At 73.0% G+C, this 17,465-nt stretch carries 12 protein-coding genes; 8 read left to right on the top strand and 4 right to left on the bottom strand.

The features are described 5' to 3' along the window. Positions 1-103: 103 nt before the first annotated feature. Entirely contained in the window at positions 104-862 is a 759-nt protein-coding gene (gene grpE / locus AB0B85_RS29795; RefSeq protein ID WP_357412431.1) for a nucleotide exchange factor GrpE, read from the bottom strand. Positions 863-910: 48 nt separating this feature from the next. After that, positions 911-2,773 (bottom strand): molecular chaperone DnaK, encoded by a 1,863-nt coding sequence (gene dnaK / locus AB0B85_RS29790; protein WP_357412429.1) that lies wholly within the window; start codon positions 2,771-2,773, stop codon positions 911-913. A 219-nt stretch (positions 2,774-2,992) separates the two neighbouring features. On the opposite strand from dnaK, the gene AB0B85_RS29785 reads away from it, so the two are divergent. The 3 genes from AB0B85_RS29785 to AB0B85_RS29775 are packed head-to-tail and all read left to right on the top strand — an operon-like array spanning position 2,993 to position 7,798. After that, positions 2,993-4,834: an ABC transporter gene (locus AB0B85_RS29785; RefSeq protein WP_357412427.1), complete on the top strand. Its 1,842-nt coding sequence runs from the start codon at positions 2,993-2,995 to the stop codon at positions 4,832-4,834. Continuing rightward, a complete protein-coding gene (locus AB0B85_RS29780; RefSeq protein WP_357412425.1) occupies positions 4,831-6,516 on the top strand; it encodes a GTPase in 1,686 nt (561 codons plus the stop codon). Before AB0B85_RS29785 ends, AB0B85_RS29780 begins: the two co-directional genes overlap by 4 nt. Before the next feature lie 58 nt (positions 6,517-6,574). Continuing rightward, entirely contained in the window at positions 6,575-7,798 is a 1,224-nt protein-coding gene (locus AB0B85_RS29775; RefSeq protein ID WP_357412423.1) for a hypothetical protein, read from the top strand. 80 nt (positions 7,799-7,878) lie between these two features. Here the strand turns inward: AB0B85_RS29775 and AB0B85_RS29770 are convergent, their stop codons facing one another. Beyond that, on the bottom strand, positions 7,879-8,502 hold the full coding sequence (locus AB0B85_RS29770; RefSeq protein ID WP_357412421.1) for a phosphatase PAP2 family protein: 624 nt from the start codon (positions 8,500-8,502) through the stop codon (positions 7,879-7,881). Positions 8,503-8,586: 84 nt separating this feature from the next. Then, positions 8,587-9,417, bottom strand: a complete 831-nt coding sequence (locus tag AB0B85_RS29765) for a hypothetical protein (protein ID WP_357412419.1) — start codon at positions 9,415-9,417, stop codon at positions 8,587-8,589. 635 nt (positions 9,418-10,052) lie between these two features. On the opposite strand from AB0B85_RS29765, the gene pdhA reads away from it, so the two are divergent. The 5 genes from pdhA to AB0B85_RS29740 all read left to right on the top strand — a co-directional run bounded on the left by pdhA (position 10,053) and on the right by AB0B85_RS29740 (position 17,279). After that, a complete protein-coding gene (gene pdhA / locus AB0B85_RS29760) occupies positions 10,053-11,228 on the top strand; it encodes a pyruvate dehydrogenase (acetyl-transferring) E1 component subunit alpha (protein WP_357412417.1) in 1,176 nt (391 codons plus the stop codon). Then, the gene (locus AB0B85_RS29755) at positions 11,228-12,217 is read left to right on the top strand and encodes an alpha-ketoacid dehydrogenase subunit beta (RefSeq protein ID WP_357412415.1); all 990 of its coding nucleotides are present in this window, start codon (positions 11,228-11,230) and stop codon (positions 12,215-12,217) included. The genes pdhA and AB0B85_RS29755 overlap by 1 nt, the downstream gene beginning before the upstream one ends. Before the next feature lie 5 nt (positions 12,218-12,222). Next, the gene (locus AB0B85_RS29750; protein ID WP_357412443.1) at positions 12,223-13,815 is read left to right on the top strand and encodes a dihydrolipoamide acetyltransferase family protein; all 1,593 of its coding nucleotides are present in this window, start codon (positions 12,223-12,225) and stop codon (positions 13,813-13,815) included. 217 nt (positions 13,816-14,032) lie between these two features. Continuing rightward, positions 14,033-14,170, top strand: coding sequence for a hypothetical protein (locus AB0B85_RS29745; RefSeq protein WP_357243345.1), 138 nt, complete (start codon positions 14,033-14,035; stop codon positions 14,168-14,170). Positions 14,171-14,513: 343 nt separating this feature from the next. Next, a complete protein-coding gene (locus AB0B85_RS29740) occupies positions 14,514-17,279 on the top strand; it encodes a hypothetical protein (protein WP_357412413.1) in 2,766 nt (921 codons plus the stop codon). Positions 17,280-17,465: the final 186 nt, after the last annotated feature.

Here is a 17,465-nt window from a genome sequence, read left to right as displayed (position 1 = left end):
AATTGAATACAAACTCCCCGCACCCCCCCTTCTCGCCGTCGGCGTTCCCGCCCCCCCCCCCCCCGGGGGGGGGGGGGGGCCACGGCCCGGTCACTGCTTCGCACTATTCCGGATCCGCGACCGCTACCAGCGCGGGGCGCAACAGCCGCTCACCGAGCTGGTAGCCGCGCCGCATGACCTGCACGCAGGTCGGCTCGGTGACCTCGGCCGAGGTCTGGTGCGCGACCGCCTCGTGGCGGGTCGGGTCGAACGGGTCGCCCTGTTCGCCGAAGGCGTTCAGGCCGAACTTGCCGAGCGCGGTGGTGAGCTGTTCCGCCACCGTGCCGAACGGTCCGACCAGGTCGCCGTGTTCCCGAGCCCGGTCCAGGTCGTCGAGGATCGGCAGCAGTGCGGCCAGCACCGAACCGGTCGCCTGCTCCTGCACCAGGTTGCGGTCGCGGTCGACCCGCTTGCGGTAGTTGGCGTACTCCGCCGACACCCGCTGCACGTCCCTGGTCCGCTCGTCCAACTCGGCCCGGAGCGCCTCCAGTTCGGCACCGAGCGAGGTGCCCGTGCCGCCGCCGTCCACCGGCTGCGCCGGGGCGTCCACCACCGGCGGACCGGACGGCTCCGGACCGTCTGTGGAGTTGACCTCGACCTCGATCTCGTCGACCACGACCTCGGCGTCCTCGACCAGACCCTCGGCCGGCACACCGGTTTCCGCGTCGGCGGCGGTGCCCTCCGGCTCCGCCGTGTCGACGAGCTTGCGCTTGTTGCGGATGACCACCCGCTCCTCGTCGCCGCTGGTCGGCTCCGTGGGCGCGGAGCCACCCGGCGTCGACCCGGTGTCGCCCGGGTCGGCGGCTCGTGGCTTCTGCGTCATGCGGCTACCTCATCCCCTTCGCCGTGGACACGTGTCGGAGGCCGACTGTCACTTCTTGCCGTCCTCGTCCACGATTTCCGCGTCGACCACGTCGTCGGCGCCGCCGGACTGCGGGCCGGGCTGTGCGCCGGTCGCACCCGGGCCGGCCTCGCCACCCGGCTGCTGACCCTGCTCGTCCTGCTGCGAGTAGAGCAGCGAGCCGGCCTGCTGGGAGACCTGCGCCAGCTTCTCGTGCGCGGACTTGATCTTCTCGATGTCCTGGCCGCCGAGGGCGCCGCGCAGCTCGCCGAGCGCCTCGTTGAGCTGCTCCCGGTTTTCGGTGGGCAGCTTGTCACCGCTCTCGGCGAGGAACTTCTCGGTCTGCCACTGGAGCGCCTCGGCCACGTTGCGGGTCTCGGCGTCGTCGCGGCGGCGCTTGTCCTCCTCCGCGTGCTCCTCGGCGTCCCGGCGCATCCGCTCGATGTCGTCCTTCGGCAGCGACGAGCCGCCGGTGATCGTCATCTTCTGTTCCTTGCCGGTGCCCAGGTCCTTGGCGTGCACGTTGACGATGCCGTTGGCGTCGATGTCGAAGGCGACCTCGATCTGCGGCACACCGCGCGGCGCCGGCGGCAGGCCGGTCAGCTCGAAGGTGCCGAGCTTCTTGTTGTAGGCCGCGATCTCCCGCTCACCCTGGAAGACCTGGATCAGCACCGACGGCTGGTTGTCGTCCGCCGTGGTGAAGACCTCGGAGCGCTTGGTCGGGATGGTGGTGTTGCGCTCGATCAGCTTGGTGAAGATGCCGCCCTTGGTCTCGATGCCCAGGCTCAGCGGGGTCACGTCGAGCAGCAGGACGTCCTTGACCTCACCCTTGAGCACACCGGCCTGCAGGGCGGCGCCGACGGCGACGACCTCGTCCGGGTTGACGCCCTTGTTCGGGTCACGACCGGTGAGCTGCTTGACCAGGTCGGTCACGGCGGGCATCCGGGTCGAACCGCCGACCAGGATGACGTGCTCGACGTCGGAGATCTTGATCCCGGCGTCCTTCACGGCCTGCTCGAACGGGCCCTTGCAGCGGTCCAGCAGGTCCTGCGTCATCCGCTGGAACTCGGCGCGGCTGAGCGTCACGTCGAGGTGCAGCGGGCCGGCCGCGCCGGCAGTGATGTACGGCAGGTTGATGTTGGTGGTGGTGGCGGCGGACAGCTCGATCTTGGCCTTCTCGGCGGCCTCACGGAGGCGCTGGAGGGCCATCTTGTCCTGACCGAGGTCGATGCCGTGCTCACCGCGGAACGTCTTGACCAGGTGGTCGATGATCCGCTGGTCCCAGTCGTCGCCACCGAGGTGGTTGTCACCGCTCGTCGACTTGACCTCGATGACGCCCTCGGCCAGCTCGAGCAGCGACACGTCGAAGGTGCCGCCGCCGAGGTCGAAGACCAGGACGGTCTGCTCCTTGGAGCCCTTGTCCAGCCCGTACGCCAGTGCGGCCGCGGTCGGCTCGTTGACGATCCGCAGCACGTTGAAGCCGGCGATCTCGCCAGCTTCCTTGGTGGCCTGACGCTGACTGTCGTTGAAGTAGGCCGGGACGGTGATCACCGCGTCGGTGATCTGCTCGCCCAGGTACGCCTCCGCGTCCCGCTTGAGCTTCATCAGCGTCCGGGCCGAGATCTCCTGCGGGGTGTACTTCTTGCCGTCGATGTCGACGGACCAGTTCGTGCCGACCTCGCGCTTGACCGACCGGATCGTCCGATCCGGGTTGGTCACCGCCTGGCGCTTGGCGACCTCACCGACGAGCACCTCGCCGTTGCGGGCGAACGCGACGATCGACGGGGTCGTCCGCGAGCCCTCCGCGTTGGCGATGACGGTGGGCTCACCGCCCTCGAGAACGCTGACGCAGGAGTTCGTCGTGCCGAGGTCGATACCGACCGCACGTGCCATCTTCGCTTCCTCGCTTCGTAAGGTTGTGCAGATGACGGGGGTTGCCCGTGACTGCTGGCGGGCACCGCCGGCAGCGGGCCACACCACAAGTTGAGTGAACTTGACTCAATAGTGCCACGCGTTGGCGAATCGTCAAGTCGAGTTGAGTCGACCCGACGCAACCCAGCCGTTACTACCGTCTGGTTGTCTTCCCTTGCATCGGTCGGGCACGCTTTAGCGGTGACGACGCACGGCGATTCCGCCACCCGTTCCGGCGCGCCCGCCGTCGCAGCCCGCACCGGTCCGCCGGACGCCGCGGAGGAGCCGCCCGCCACCACCGGGGACGACAGCCTCCCCGGCGCCCTGTCGGGCCTCCGGGAGGCGATCGGTGCGACCCGGTACCCCCTCGCACTGCCCTCCGCCGGCCCCGCCCGGCACACCGCCACCGCCCTCACCGACCAGCTCGACGACTACCTGCTACCCCGGCTCGCCCGGCTGGACGCCCCCCTTCTCGTGGTGGTCGGCGGCTCCACCGGGGCGGGCAAGTCGACGCTCGTCAACAGCCTGGTCAAGGCCCGGGTCAGCGCCGCCGGCGTGCTCCGGCCGACCACCCGCTCCCCGGTGCTTGTCTGCAACCCGTCCGACGCGGCGTGGTTCCGCCAGGGCGACCTGCTGCCCGGCCTGACCCGCACCACCGAGCCGAGCGACGACCCCCGCGCCCTACACCTCGTCACCGCCCCCGCACTACCCGCCGGGCTGGCCTTCCTCGACGCGCCCGACATCGACTCGGTGGTCGACGCCAACCGGGCGCTCGCCACCCAACTGCTGGCCGCCGCAGACCTCTGGCTCTTCGTCACCACCGCCGCCCGATACGCCGACGCGGTGCCCTGGGAGTTGCTGCGCAGCGCCCGGGCGCGCGGCGCGGTGATCGCCATGGTGCTGGACCGGGTGCCCGCCGAGGCCACCGACGAGATCGCCGCGCACCTGGCTGAAATGCTCGCCGCACAGGATCTCGGCCGGGCGCCGCTGTTCGTGCTGCCGGAGACCTGGGTCGACGGGCAGGGGCTGCTGCCCGAGGGCACGACCGCGGCACTCGCCGACTGGTTCGCCCGACTGGCCGCCGACGCGGACGCTCGGGCGGCCGTGGTCCGCCAGACGCTGGACGGGGCGCTGGCCGCGCTCCACCCCGCCGTCGAGGAGCTGGCCGACGCCGCCGACGAGCAGGTCACCGCCGCCGACGGGCTGGACGACCGGGTCCGCGCCGCGTACCGGGGTGCCGAGCGAACCACCGAGCAGGGGCTCCAGGACGGTCGACTACTTCGGGGCGAGGTGCTCGCCCGCTGGCAGGAGTTCGTCGGCACCGGGGAGTTCTTCCGCACACTCGAGGCACGGATCGGCCGCCTCCGGGACCGGGTCGTCGCCGCTGTCTCCGGTCGGCCGGCGCCCGCCGTCGAGCTGCGCAACGCCATCGAGTCGCAACTGATCACCCTGCTGCGCGGGGTGGCCTCGGAGGCCGCCGAGTCGGCGTACACGGCCTGGCAGGCGCACCCGGCGGGCCGAGGGCTGCTCGATCCGGCGCTCGCCCACCCGAGCGACGACCTGCCCGAGCGCGCCGAACGGATGGTCCGGGACTGGCAGCGCGGCGTGTTGGAGCTGGTCCGGGTCGAGGGCGGCGACAAGCGGTTCGTGGCCCGCACCGCCGCGTACGCGGTGAACGCCACCGGGTTGGCCGTGATGATCGCCGTCTTCGCCTCCACCGCGTTCATCCCGACCGGGCTGGAGCTTGCCACCGGGGCCGGCACCACTGTCGCCGCGCAGGCCGTGCTCCAGGCGATCTTCGGTGACCAGGCGGTGCGTACCCTGGCCGCCAAGGCCCGCACCGACCTGCTGGCCCGGGTGCGGACCCTGCTCGACGCGGAGGCCGACCGGTTCCTCAGCCGCACCGCCGACGCCCGCCCCGCCGCGGACGCCGGCGACGGGCTGCGCCGGGCCGCCGGCCGGGTCGAGCTGGCCCGGCACCGCAGCGGCCTGTCCGCCGGCGGCGACACCCGACCGGCCGGCGACGAGGAGGGCAACCGGTGAGCAACATCACCGGTCGGGTACGCGAGGCGTTCCGCGGTGAGCAGCGGGTGGACGCCGACGCGCTGATCGCCCGACTCGACGCGGTCCGGCGCCTGTTGACCGCTGTGGACGGCCTGCTGCCCGACGCCGAACTGGTGCCGGCGCACACCCTGGTCGAGCGGGCCGGCACGCGGCTGGCCCTGTCCCGGGATCACACGGTTGTCGCGTTGGCCGGTGCCACCGGCAGTGGCAAGTCCAGCCTCTTCAACGCGTTGGCCCAACTGGAGCTCTCGCCGGTGGGGGTCCGCCGGCCGACCACCGGCGTCACCCACGCCTGCGTGTGGGGGCCGTTGGCTGGCGCCAACCAGTTGCTCGACTGGATCGGCGTGCTGCCCCGACACCGCTTTGTCCGGGAGAGTGCCCTGGACGCGGACGACGAGTCGGCGCTGCACGGGCTGGTCCTGCTCGACCTGCCCGACTTCGACTCGGTGCAGCGCTCGCACCGCCTGGAGGTGGACCGGCTCCTCGGCCTTGTCGACCAGGTGGTCTGGGTGGTCGACCCGCAGAAGTACGCCGACCGGGTCATCCACGACAGCTACCTGCGCGAGTTCCAGAGGCACCGCGACGTCACTGTGGTCGTGCTCAACCAGGCCGACCGGCTGCCCCCGGCCGAGCTGCCCCGGGTCCTGGGCGACCTGCGCCGGCTGCTCGACGCGGACGGGCTGACCGGTGTGCCGCTGCTGTCCACCACCGCCATCGACCCGGCCGGCATGGTCGGGCTGCGCGGCGCGCTGGAGCGGACCGTCGCCGAGCGGCAGGCCGCGCTGCGCCGACTCGCTGGTGACGTCGACACGGTTGTCGCCGGACTGACCGAGTTGATCGGCTCGGCCAACCCCTCGGCCGGACCGGACAGCTCCACCGTCGACGGGCTCAACCGGGCGCTGGCCGGGGCGGCCGGGGTGCCCACCGTCACCGTGGCGGTGGAGCAGGCGTACCGGCATCGGGCCGGCGCTGCCACCGGCTGGCCCGTGGTCCGGGGTTGGCGGCGGTTGCGACCCGACCCGCTGCGCCGGCTGCACCTGCCCGGCCCGGGCGGCGACCGCGACGCCCCGGCGGAGAGCCTGGTCGCGGCCACCTCGGTGCCGGCACCATCGGCCGCCCAGCGCTCGGCGGTGGGCCTCGCCGTCCGCGCGGTGGCCGACCGGGCCGCCGCCGACCTGCCCGCCGCCTGGCCCGGCGCGGTAACCTCGGCCGCCCGGTCCCGCCTCGGTGACCTGCCGGACGCGCTGGACCGCACGATCGCCGGCACCGACCTCGGCCTGGACCGGCGACCGCTGTGGTGGCGGGTCGTCGGCGGGGTGCAGTGGCTCGTCACCCTCGCCGCCGTGGTCGGGCTCGGCTGGCTGGTGCTCGGGTACGCACTGCGAGCCCTGGGCCTGCCGGCGCTTGACAACCCGACTGTCGGTCAGGTGCCGCTGCCCACCCTGCTGCTGCTCGGCGGGCTGCTGGCCGGGCTGCTGGTGGCGGCGCTGACCCGGCCGGTGGTGCGCTGGGCTGCCCGGCGGGCCCGGGCCCGTGCCGAGCAGCGGCTGACGGCAAAGGTCGCGGTGGTCGGCGAGGAGTACGTGCTGACACCGGTGCGGACCGTGCTGGACTCGTACGCGCAGGCGCGCGACGCGCTGCGGGACGCCGCCCGCCGCTGAACGCCCCGCCCGGCTCGCTACCGCTCTCCATCGGCCCCGGGCGGCGTAGGGTCGGAGCATGGCCACGCCTGAGACCCCCTACGACGCGGTGCTGCACGCCGCACGCGACGTGACCAAGCTGGAGTCCGCCCTCGACGCCGAGATGCTCGGCAGCGCGCTGCTGGGCAGTGTCTACGCCATCGCGGAGACCGACCGCGACACCGCCGTACGGGAGTTCGTCACCGGGTTCCTCGCCGCCACCGCCCGCCGACGGATCGCTGCGGCCACCACCATCCGGCAGGTCTTCGCCTCGCTCGTTCCGGACGCCGCGGGCACCGAACGGGTCCGTCCGGGCAGCCAGGCACCCGCCTGGTCCGGGCAGCTCGGCCGGGTGCACCTCACCGGCACCTGGGCGTACGGCGACGTGTACGGCGACCAGACCTCCTATCTCGCCACCTTCGCGTACGACGACGCGTCGGGTGGCACCGAACACGCGTTGGTGGCCCTGGTGGACCACAACATCGGGATCACCAAGGACATCTTCGTCGGCGGGCCGGCGGAACGGATCCTGGACCAGGTCCGGCAGATGTGCGCCGACGACGAGTTGACCTGGTTCCGGACCGAGAGTCCGGCCCGACTCCGTGGCGAGGTGGCCCGCCACCTCGCGGTGACCGACGACCTGAGTGAGTTGCCCGGCGAGGGTTCCCTCGCCACCGACCGGGCGCTTGTCGGTGCCCGGCTGGCGCTGCTGCCCACCGCTGCCGATCCGACCGGCCCGGCGGCTGTCGAGCCGCTGTCCGCGGCTGAGCGCACCGACCTGGTCCGGCGGTTCCTCGCCGCGCCGGAGGCCGCCCGCTTCGGGCTGGACGCCGTCGACGGCGCGGAGTTGGCCTCACTGCACTTCTGCCTGAGCCTGGTGCTTGACCATTCGGCGAGCTTCCCGGACGGCGACCCGATGCGCTGGAGCCCGGCGGTGTCCGGGCTGTTCCTGCTCGACTGGGTGCACCGCCGGGCGGTGCTGGACATGGACGACGCGGCGATGCTGCCCCGGGTGCTGCGCGGCTGGGCACGGTACGCGTCACGCCAGCGTGGGCTGCCGGAGGCGGCGGCGACGCGCACCGACGAGGCGATCGAGGAGATGGTGCCGGAGTTCGCACGCCTCTACTCGACAGGTGAGCGGCGCAGTCCGGCGACCGCCGCGGTGGCGCAGCTGATGGCCGACGGGGTGGACCCGGACGATCCGGCCGCGTTGGACGCCTGGATCGAGGCGAACCGGCACCGCCTCGCCGACGACGGCGCCTGACGGTCTTCCGGGGCGGGTGGCATGCCGCCCGTCCCGGGTCCGCGCCCGGTGACGGGGCTCGGTCGGGGGCAGGCTGCCGGTCAGCGCAGCGCGCCGAAGACCACAGCGGCGATCAGCCCGCCGAGGACGCCACCCGCGAGCACCTGCGGCACCGTGTGGTCCCTGAGCCGCACCCTGGACCAGCCGACCAACACCAGCAGCGGCGCGGCGACGACCAGCCGGGTGCCGAAGGTCAGCATCAGGATGACCAGGGTGCCGGTGGCCACCGCTACGTGGACCGACATCTTCCACCAGTGGCTCACCGACACGGTGACCACGAGACCGACCAGCCCGGCCACGGCCAGCGCCAGCACCGGGCGGGGCGCGTCGAGCACGACGAGCAGGGCGAGCCCTGCCGTCACCGAGGCGAGGCCGACCAGCAGCGGCGCGCGGCGCTGCTCGCGCCTGCCGACATGGTGGTCGGTGAGGCGGCCTCGGCGTACCCCGCCGACGACGTAGGCGAACGGAATGCCGATGACGAAGAGCGTGGCGAGCAGACCCCAGATCAGGCCCTGACCAGGGCGGCGGGCGCTGTGCCAGCTCACTGTGACGATCAGCAGCGACACGATTACGGCCGGCGCGCTCACCTCGGTGACCAGCCGGGCGAACCGCAACCCCGGGCCGGGTCGGGTGGTGACCGGGCGGAATCTCGCACCGCCGCCCACGCCACCCCCTCCGGTACGTGCCCACCGCCGGGTCACGCCTGAGGGTCACCGTACCGTCGCGACGCGGAGCGTGGGGTGCGTTGGTCAGGCCACCGGCGAGCGGCTGACCGGGGGCGTCGACCGAACGTCAGTGGGCGACGGAACCGCCGGGCCGGGCCGGCTTGTCGGTGTGGCAGGGACGGCGGGTGGCCCGGGGGTGGTGGCCGGCGCTGACGGCGCCCTGGTCGGCACCGCGGTCGCGGTGGGGACGTCCGTCGGCGTCGGATCAATCGTGGGCGTCGGGTCCGTGGACGGCGTCGGCTCCATCGTCACGGTCGGGGTCGGGTCGGGAGCCGCCGAGTCGGTCGGGTCGGGATCCGCTGGGCCGGTCGGGTCGGGATCCGCCGAGTCGGTCGGGTCGGGATCCGCTGGGCCGGTCGGGTCGGGATCCGCCGAGTCGGTCGGGTCGGGATCCGCCGGGCCGGTCGGGTCCGGGTCGGCCGGTGTGCCGGTCGTCGGCGCTGGCGGGCCGGGCGGGGGGACGGCGGGCCAGGTCTCGCGGGTGGGCTTCGGTGCCAGTGGCGGGTAGGTCGTCGACCGGCCGGGGGCCTGGCCGGTCACGGGCTCCGAGCCGGGTCTCTCCGCGGTACGCCGGGGAGCGGGCAGCCAGCCACTGGCCGGGTCGACGCTTGGTGTGCCCGGTGGCGGGAGCGCCGGCTGGCTGGTCATCGGCATCGGGATGACCACCGGTCCCACCGACGGGGTCGGGATGAACGGGGTGCTGCTGTCGGGCAGCGCGGTGCTGCCCGGGGTGGCCGAGCCCGCGCTGATCGCGGCGAGGATGGGCATCGACGCGGTGCCGGCGAGCAGCGCGACGGTGAGCAGATAGCCCCGGGACGGGCCGCCCGCTCCCGGGGCGCGGTGGACGCCGACCATTCGGCGGTAGCCACCGGTCGACCGATGCCGGCCGAGTGCTGGTGGGCCTGGACCGTCAGCTGGCTCGTGCACCGCACACCCCTTGTCGTCGGCCGCCGCAGGACACGGATGGACGCCGTGCGAACGCCTGGCCGCCCCCCGTCGCCGGGCTCGTCGCCATGAGCCACAAATCCGGCATATAACCCGATAAACGTGATCGCGCAGGAATCAGCCTGGCCCAGTTACCCTCCGTCAGCCAACCTCCACCGCGTGTCGACACGCCGGCCTGACCGAACCGTGACGAATCATCGCCGGAACGTCTCGGAACGGCAGGCCGGCAGGAGGGCGACAAACAGCAGTAAAGGGTGGGTGGTCGGAATCCGGGGCGGGCGTACTGTGGGCGCGCTCACCTGCTCTGCGAATATGGAGCACGACGGCAACGCAGCCGTGACCTCCGCGCACCCTCGCGGCAGGCGCGGCCCGGCGCCGGCGCTCCCGATCCGGGTTCGGCCAGAACCCGGCTCATGCCGTGCGGCAACCCCCACCGGGGCTAGGCGCGGCCGCCAGGAACCGGTCCGGCAAGAGCCGGGCAGGCGCACGAGTTGCGTGGCCGGGTGACCCCCCGGTGCCGACGCAGACACGACAGGGAGAGACCGATGGCAAAGGGCGACCCCGGGGGCACCACCCGCAGCAGGCGGGCGGCACCCCGCTCCAAGAAGGGCACGGCCGGCGATCCCGAGCTGGTGCAGTTGCTCACCCCCGACGGCGAGCGGATCGACAGCGTCACCGGGCCGGACGGCACCGAATACCGCGTCGACTTCACCGACGAGGAATACCGCGGCCTCTACCGCGATCTGGTGCTGGTCCGCAAGCTGGACGCCGAGGCGACCGCTCTCCAGCGCCAGGGCGAGCTGGGCCTCTGGGCCAGCCTGCTCGGCCAGGAGGCCGCCCAGGTTGGTTCGGGACGGGCGCTACGAACGCAGGACATGGCCTTCCCGACCTACCGGGAGCACGGCGTCCTCTACTGCCGGGGCATCGACCCGATCATGCCGCTCGGCCTGTTCCGCGGTGTCGACCAGGGCGGTTGGGACCCGAACGAGTTCAAGTTCAACATGTACACGATCGTCATCGGCGCGCAGACCCTGCACGCGACCGGATACGCCATGGGCATCACCATGGACGGCAAGACCGGCACCGACGACGGCGAGGCGGTCATCGCCTACTTCGGCGACGGGGCCACCAGCCAGGGCGACGTGAACGAGGCGTTCGTCTGGGCGAGCGTGTTCAACGCCCCGCTCGTGTTCTTCTGCCAGAACAACCAGTACGCGATCTCCGAGCCGCTCGAGCGGCAGACCCGGGTTCCGCTCTACCAGCGGGCCGCCGGCTTCGGCTTCCCCGGCGTACGCGTGGACGGCAACGACGTGCTGGCCTCGTACGCGGTCACCCGCACGGCGCTTGACAACGCCCGCCACGGGCAGGGCCCGAGCCTGATCGAGGCGTACACCTACCGGATGGGTGCGCACACCACCTCCGACGACCCGACCCGCTACCGGATCGCCAGCGAGGTCGAGGCGTGGCAGGCCAAGGACCCGATCGCCCGGGTCAAGGCCTTCCTGGAGAAGCAGCAGATCGCCGACGCGGCCTTCTTCGCCGAGGTCGACGAACAGGCGCGCCGGGAGTCGGTGCATCTGCGTGAGCGGGTGCTCGACATGCCCAACCCCGAGCCGGTGACGATGTTCGACCACGTCTACCCGAACGGTTCTCCACTGCTCGACAAGCAACGTGCGCAGTTCAGCCGCTACATGGAGTCCTTCGAGGGGAGCGCCCACTGATGGCCACTGAGACGCTCACCATCGGCAAGGCCCTCAACACCGGCCTGCGCCGCGCCCTGGAGAACGACTCCAAGGTCATCATCATGGGCGAGGACGTCGGCAAGCTCGGCGGCGTCTTCCGGATCACCGACGGGCTCCAGAAGGACTTCGGCGACCAGCGGGTGATCGACACCCCGCTTGCCGAGTCCGGCATCATCGGCACCGCCGTCGGTCTGGCCATCCGCGGCTACCGGCCGATCTGCGAGATCCAGTTCGACGGCTTCGTCTACCCCGCGTACGACCAGATCGTGTCGCAGGTGGCGAAGATGCACTACCGCTCGGGCGGCAAGCTCAGCATCCCGATGGTGATCCGGATCCCGTACGGCGGTGGCATCGGCGCTGTCGAGCACCACTCCGAGTCGCCCGAGGCGTACTTCGCGCACACGGCTGGCCTGAAGGTGGTGACCTGCGCCAACCCGCAGGACGCGTACGTGATGATCCAGCAGGCGGTCGCCTCGGACGACCCGATCGTCTTCCTGGAGCCCAAGCGGCGCTACTGGGAGAAGGGGCAGGTCGACCTGGACGCGCCGCTGTCCGAGGCGTACCCCCTGCACTCGGCCCGCGTGGTGCGGCCCGGCACCGACGTGACGGTGCTGGCCTACGGGCCGATGGTGCGCACCTGCCTGGAGGCGGCGACCGCCGCCGCGGAGGACGGCCGGGAGCTGGAGGTCATCGACCTGCGTTCGCTCTCCCCGCTGGATCTGGCGGCGGCGTACGAGTCGGTGAAGCGCACCGGCCGCGCGGTAGTGGTGCACGAGGCGCCGTCCAACATCGGCCTCGGCGCCGAGCTGGCCGCCCGGATCACCGAGGAGTGCTTCTACTCGCTTGAGTCGCCCGTGCTGCGGGTCACCGGCTTCGACACCCCCTACCCGGCAGCCCGGGTGGAAGAGGAATACCTGCCCGACCTCGACCGGGTGCTCGACGCCGTCGACCGCACCTTCGGCTGGTGAGCGACATGTCCCGGATCAAGACGTTCAACCTGCCCGACCTGGGCGAGGGCCTGACCGAGGGCGAGATCCTGGCCTGGCTGGTCAAGGTCGGCGACACCATCGAGCTGAACCAGCCGATCGTCGAGGTGGAGACGGCCAAGGCGGCGGTGGAGATCCCGGCGAAGTGGGCCGGGCAGGTGCAGGCGATCCACCACCCGGAGGGCACCACTGTCGAGGTCGGTACGCCGATCATCGCGATCGACACCGACCCCGGTGCCGGCCCGTTGGCGGCACCGTCGACCACTGCCACGCCCAGCGGTGACCTGCCCACCCCGTCGGCGGCTTCGCTGGCGGCGGTGGAGGTGGCGCCGGCCGAGGGCATGGTGGAGCCGGGCCTGATCGGTGGCGCCGCCCCGGGCGGCCGCACTGCGGTGCTAGTCGGCTACGGCCCCCGCACCACCGCCGCAAAACGCCGCCCCCGCAAAAACGCGCCCCCCACCCCCACCCCCACCCCCACCCCTGTCCCCGTGCCCCCCGCCCCCGCCCCCACCCCCGCCGCCGTCGATCATGGACTTGTGGTGGGGGACAAACCCGCTACTACCCCTGCAATTCCGGCACCACAAGTCCATGATCGACGCGATGGGGTGAGCCTTGGGCGCGATGGGGTGAGCCTTGGGCGCGATGGGGTGAGCCTTGGGCGCGATGGGGTGAGCCTTGGGCGCGACGGGGTTGTGCTTGCCAAGCCTCCGGTGCGGAAGCTTGCCAAGGATCTTGGCGTGGACCTGCGCACGCTCACCGGGTCGGGGCCGCTGGGCTCGATCACCCGGGAGGACGTGCAGCAGGCGGCCAGTGGGGTGGCCCCGGCCGCCGAGCCGGTCACCGTCACGCCGGTGGCGACGAGCGCCGCGAGCTTCGGCGCCGACCGGGAGCAACGCATCCCGGTCAAGGGGGTCCGCAAGCTCACCGCCGAGAACATGTCCCGCTCGGCGTTCACCGCACCGCACGTGACGGAGTTCCTGACCGTCGACGTGACCCGGGCGATGAAGGCACTTGAGCGCCTGCGGGGTCGGCGGGAGTGGCGCGAGGTGCGGGTCTCGCCGCTGCTGCTGGTGGCGAAGGCGGTGCTGCTGGCGGTCAAGCGGCACCCGATGGTCAACTCGACGTGGGCCGGCGACGAGATCGTGGTGAAGGAGTACGTCAACCTCGGCATCGCGGCGGCCACCGAGCGCGGTCTGATCGTGCCGAACGTCAAGGACGCCGGCCGACTCTCGTTGCGGGAGCTGGCGGACGCGCTCACCGACCTGGTGCAGACGGCGAAGTCCGGCCGCACCTCGCCAGCGGCCATGTCCGGCGGCACCCTGACCATCACCAACGTCGGTGTGTTCGGCGTGGACACCGGCACGCCGATCCTGCCGCCTGGTGAGTCCGCGATCCTGGCCTTCGGCGCGGTACGGGAGATGCCCTGGGTGCACAAGGGCAAGGTCAAGGTGCGTCAGGTCACCACGCTGGGGCTGAGCTTCGACCACCGGATCATCGACGGTGAGTTGGGCTCGAAGTTCCTCCGCGACGTCGGTGACTTCCTGGCGGATCCGGAGGCGGCGCTGCTCGCCTGGACCTGATCGTCGATACGCCAGCCACGGCCGGTGTGCCACGGGTTAACGCCCGGCACACCGGCCGTGTCGTTGAGGCGACGAAAGCATCGGCCAGACAGCCCGTTGACCTTTGATTGTTAGGCAGGTGTCTCAGCTCACCTAATAATCGATGGAAGTTGGCGGGGTTCTGCTGTTGAATAGATGCATCAGGGGCTGACAACCGAATAGCTAGGGGGACCCACCAATGAGCATGATCGAGCGAATCCGCAACCACCGCGACGCCACCCGCCGCGCCCGTGCCATCGAGCACGCGCTGCGCTCGGCGAACACGCCGGCAGTTCGCGAGGAACTCCTCGTCATCGCCCAGCGTCACATGAGCTGACGCTCCACGACATTCCGCACCTCCTCCAGATCGATGGCCCACCCGGCCCACCGGGTGGGCCATCGGCGTTCCCGGCCACCCGCCACCGGGATTCCGCCCTGCCGCAGCGCCCGGTACGGTGGGCTTCGGTCGCCGCCCGCCGACCCGGCAGAGGCCGAGCAGTCCGAAGCTGCTCGACACCGACCGGCCACGCGGAGTGACGACCGGTGCTCCTTGGACGTGCCGTGCCACCACCCGATACCGTGCGGGGAGCCGGCACAGCGGTACGCCGGTGACGCCGGCAGCCATGCCGAGGAGACCGATCGGCACCGGCGAGCCGACATGTGATGGAGGAGGCGCACCCATGACGTCCGAGGGCCCGCACCGCACCGGCCATGAGCCGGACGAGGTGTCACCGGGCGCCGGCGGACCGGCGCCGTACGGCGACCGCCCGGCGCAGCCGGACAACGGCCACAACGCCGCCGGCCCCGACCTGGGCTGGGCACCCCCGCCACCGGCGCGGCCCGACGCGTCGACGCCGGCATGGGCGACCCAGTCCGAGCAACCGCCGGCCCCCGCCTGGGGTGCCGTCGCTGCCCCACAGCCAACCGACCCGCCGCAGCCCGCCTGGGGCGCCGCCCCCACCGCACAGCCGAACGACCCGCCGCAACCCGCCTGGGGCGCCGCCGCTGCCCCACAGCCAACCGACCCGCCGCAACCCGCCTGGGGCGCCGCCCCCACCGCACAGCCGAACGACCCGCCGCAGCCGGCGTGGGCGGCCGGCGGTGGCGTGAGCGAGCCGCCGCAACAGCAGCCCGGCACCTGGCCCGGCAGCGAGGGCACACCAGCCCCGGCGCAGCCGGCCTGGGCCGCACCCCAACAGCAGGGCTGGACGCCCGCTGAGCAGGGCACGCCCGCCCCCTCCTGGACCCCGAACGCGGCCGAGCAGCCCGACTGGGCGCAGGCCCAGCAGCCCGCGCGGGGCGCCGCGCAGGTGCCGCCGGCCACCACCGCCTGGCCCGCCCAGGAAGATCCGGCCGCTGCCGGTGGCTGGGGTGGTGCGGCGCAGAACAACCCGCCCGCCGCTGACTGGCACGGAGCCCAGGGCCAGCAGGCCGAGCCGCAGCCGGCCGCCAACTGGTCCGGCAGCGCTCCGCAGGACGAGTCATCAGGCAACGGCGGCTGGCCCGCCACCGCAGCGGGACGCGACGACCAGCCAGTGTGGACGCCGGCTGAGCAGTCGCCGCCGGCCTGGGGTCAGTCCGCCGAACCCGCCGAGCAGCCCGCCCCCGGGTGGGGTCAGGCCGCTCAGCCCAACGCGGCCCGTGGCGCGGCGCAGGTGCCGGCACCGGCGACGAACTGGCCCGGTCAGGACGACCCGGTCCGCTCCGGTGGCTGGGCCGCCCAGCAACAGCCGGACCAGCCCGCGCAACCGGCCGTCTGGGGCGATGCCGAGAGCCGTCCGCAGCAGCCCGACTGGGTGCTCCCGCCGCAGGACCAGCCCGCCGAGCGGCCGGAGCAGGTCGGGTGGACCCCCCCGGCGCAGAGCGCCCTGCCCTCCCGCGCCAGCGCCAGCGTGCCCGGCAAGGATGGCCCGGCCGAGGTCGAGCCGTGGGCACCCGGCGAGGTGTGGGGTCGCGCCGAGGCGGAAGCCTCCGCGCAGGCCCGCGGCGGCTGGGAGGCGGACCGGGGCGACGAGGCGCCGGCCTACCAACCCGGGCCCGCGCCGGGCATCTCACCGGCGAACGCGGTGCCGCTGCCGCCGCAGGAGCAACGGGTGCCGGGCGCCAGCCTGGCGGCTGCCCCGCCGACCGACTACGCACCCCAGGCCCAGTTCGCACCGATCCCTGAGCAGCCCGCGTACGCCGAGCGGGAGACCCCGGACGCCGCCGCGCAGTACGAGGCGGACCCGGCCGGTTGGGGCCGCGCCGAGGATGCCCCCGCCAATGCCGCGGTGGTGCCCGCACCGCGTACCTCTCCGGAGTCCGGAGCGGGTCGCGCGGTGGTGCCGGTGTCGGACGCCGAGTCGGCAGCCAGCGCGGCGGCCCGGGCCACGGCGAGCGCTTCGGTGCCGCTGGCCAGCCGGGTGATGCCCCCGACCGACCAGGCCATCCGCCCGACCGGCACTGCCACACCACAACCCCGGGTGTACGGTCGGCCGGCGCGAACCGAGCCGGAGAACGAGCCGGAGCCGGAGGCGTTCCAGGCCGACCCGGCTGCCGACCGCCAGTCGGCACCGGAGTGGCAGCACGATGCCCAGCGGCAGGTCGCACCGGAGTGGCAGAACGACTCCCCCCGTCAGGTCGCACCTGACTGGCAGAACGACCCGCAGCGGCAGATCAGCCCCGGCTGGGGCGGCGAGCCCGCTGCCGAGCCGCGCTTCGACGACCGGCAGCCCGCCCCGAACGCGTTCGGTGAGGCTGCGGCACCGCCGCCGGCGTTCCCGCCCGGTGTGCCTTCCTTCGTCGACGCGCCCAGCAACAACCGGCCGATGAACGGCACCCGGCCGCACGGCGGCGCCGAGCGGCCGGCCGACCAGTTCGGCGGCGCCGGATCGTCCGCCGCCGGCACCGCAGCGGTCGGCGGCACGTCGACGTTCGGTGCGACGAACTACGGCGGACCGGGCCCCAACGGGCCCGGCTTCGGCGGGCCCCCGATCGAGTCGGGACCGGGCGGCAGCTTCCCGCCGGCCTTCCCGCCACCGCAGCAGCCCGCGCCGTCCTGGGGCCAGGAGCCCGGCAAGTCGGATCAGGGCCGGTTCGACGCGTTCAAGCCGGACGCCGAGGAGCCCAAGACGGAGGCACCGGCGCCGAAGGTACGCAACGGTCGGGTGCTGGCCGCGGTATTGATCGCCGCGGTGCTCATCCTGGCGGTGCCGCTCGGCCTGCTGCTGCTCCTCGGGAAGGTCGGCAAGGAAGACACCCCGGCCTTCGACCCCGCGGTCGGCAGCTGCGTGAAGCAGTCCGGTCAGGGTGGCGCATCGGCGGCAACCTGCGGCGAGGCCGGTTCCTTCACTGTCGTCTCCAAGGTGGACGCCAAGGAGAAGTGCGCCGACCCGACGCAGCCCCACGTGGTGTTGCCGGGTAGCGGCACCAACAGGGTGCTCTGCCTCAAGCCGGCCACCAAGTAACTCCACCGACGGCGGGGTCACGGGCAACCGTGGCCCCGCCGTCGTCGTACCCGCCGCGGCGGCGCAACGCCCATGGCCAGGCGTAACCCGTCCCCGACCGACGCGGTCGAGGTCCGTGAATACGCCGCGAGGCGTCGGGAGCGCGACGAGGGCGGCGCGGGCGGGGACTGCTCAGCGGTCTGTCGC

It is taken from the genome of Micromonospora sp. NPDC049044 (assembly GCF_040649215.1).
Classification (GTDB): domain Bacteria; phylum Actinomycetota; class Actinomycetes; order Mycobacteriales; family Micromonosporaceae; genus Micromonospora.
The sequence above is the reverse complement of the archived record's forward strand: the minus strand, read 5'-3'. Positions and strand labels throughout refer to the sequence as shown.

Coding starts and splice junctions, on each gene's coding strand:
- AB0B85_RS29755 (WP_357412415.1), top strand. CDS start 11,228: ATGGCCACTGAGACGCTCACCATCGGCAAGGCCCTCAACACCGGCCTG.
- AB0B85_RS29775 (WP_357412423.1), top strand. CDS start 6,575: ATGGCCACGCCTGAGACCCCCTACGACGCGGTGCTGCACGCCGCACGC.
- dnaK (WP_357412429.1), bottom strand. CDS start 2,773: ATGGCACGTGCGGTCGGTATCGACCTCGGCACGACGAACTCCTGCGTC.
- pdhA (WP_357412417.1), top strand. CDS start 10,053: ATGGCAAAGGGCGACCCCGGGGGCACCACCCGCAGCAGGCGGGCGGCA.
- grpE (WP_357412431.1), bottom strand. CDS start 862: ATGACGCAGAAGCCACGAGCCGCCGACCCGGGCGACACCGGGTCGACG.
- AB0B85_RS29750 (WP_357412443.1), top strand. CDS start 12,223: ATGTCCCGGATCAAGACGTTCAACCTGCCCGACCTGGGCGAGGGCCTG.
- AB0B85_RS29765 (WP_357412419.1), bottom strand. CDS start 9,417: ATGGTCGGCGTCCACCGCGCCCCGGGAGCGGGCGGCCCGTCCCGGGGC.
- AB0B85_RS29745 (WP_357243345.1), top strand. CDS start 14,033: ATGAGCATGATCGAGCGAATCCGCAACCACCGCGACGCCACCCGCCGC.
- AB0B85_RS29740 (WP_357412413.1), top strand. CDS start 14,514: ATGACGTCCGAGGGCCCGCACCGCACCGGCCATGAGCCGGACGAGGTG.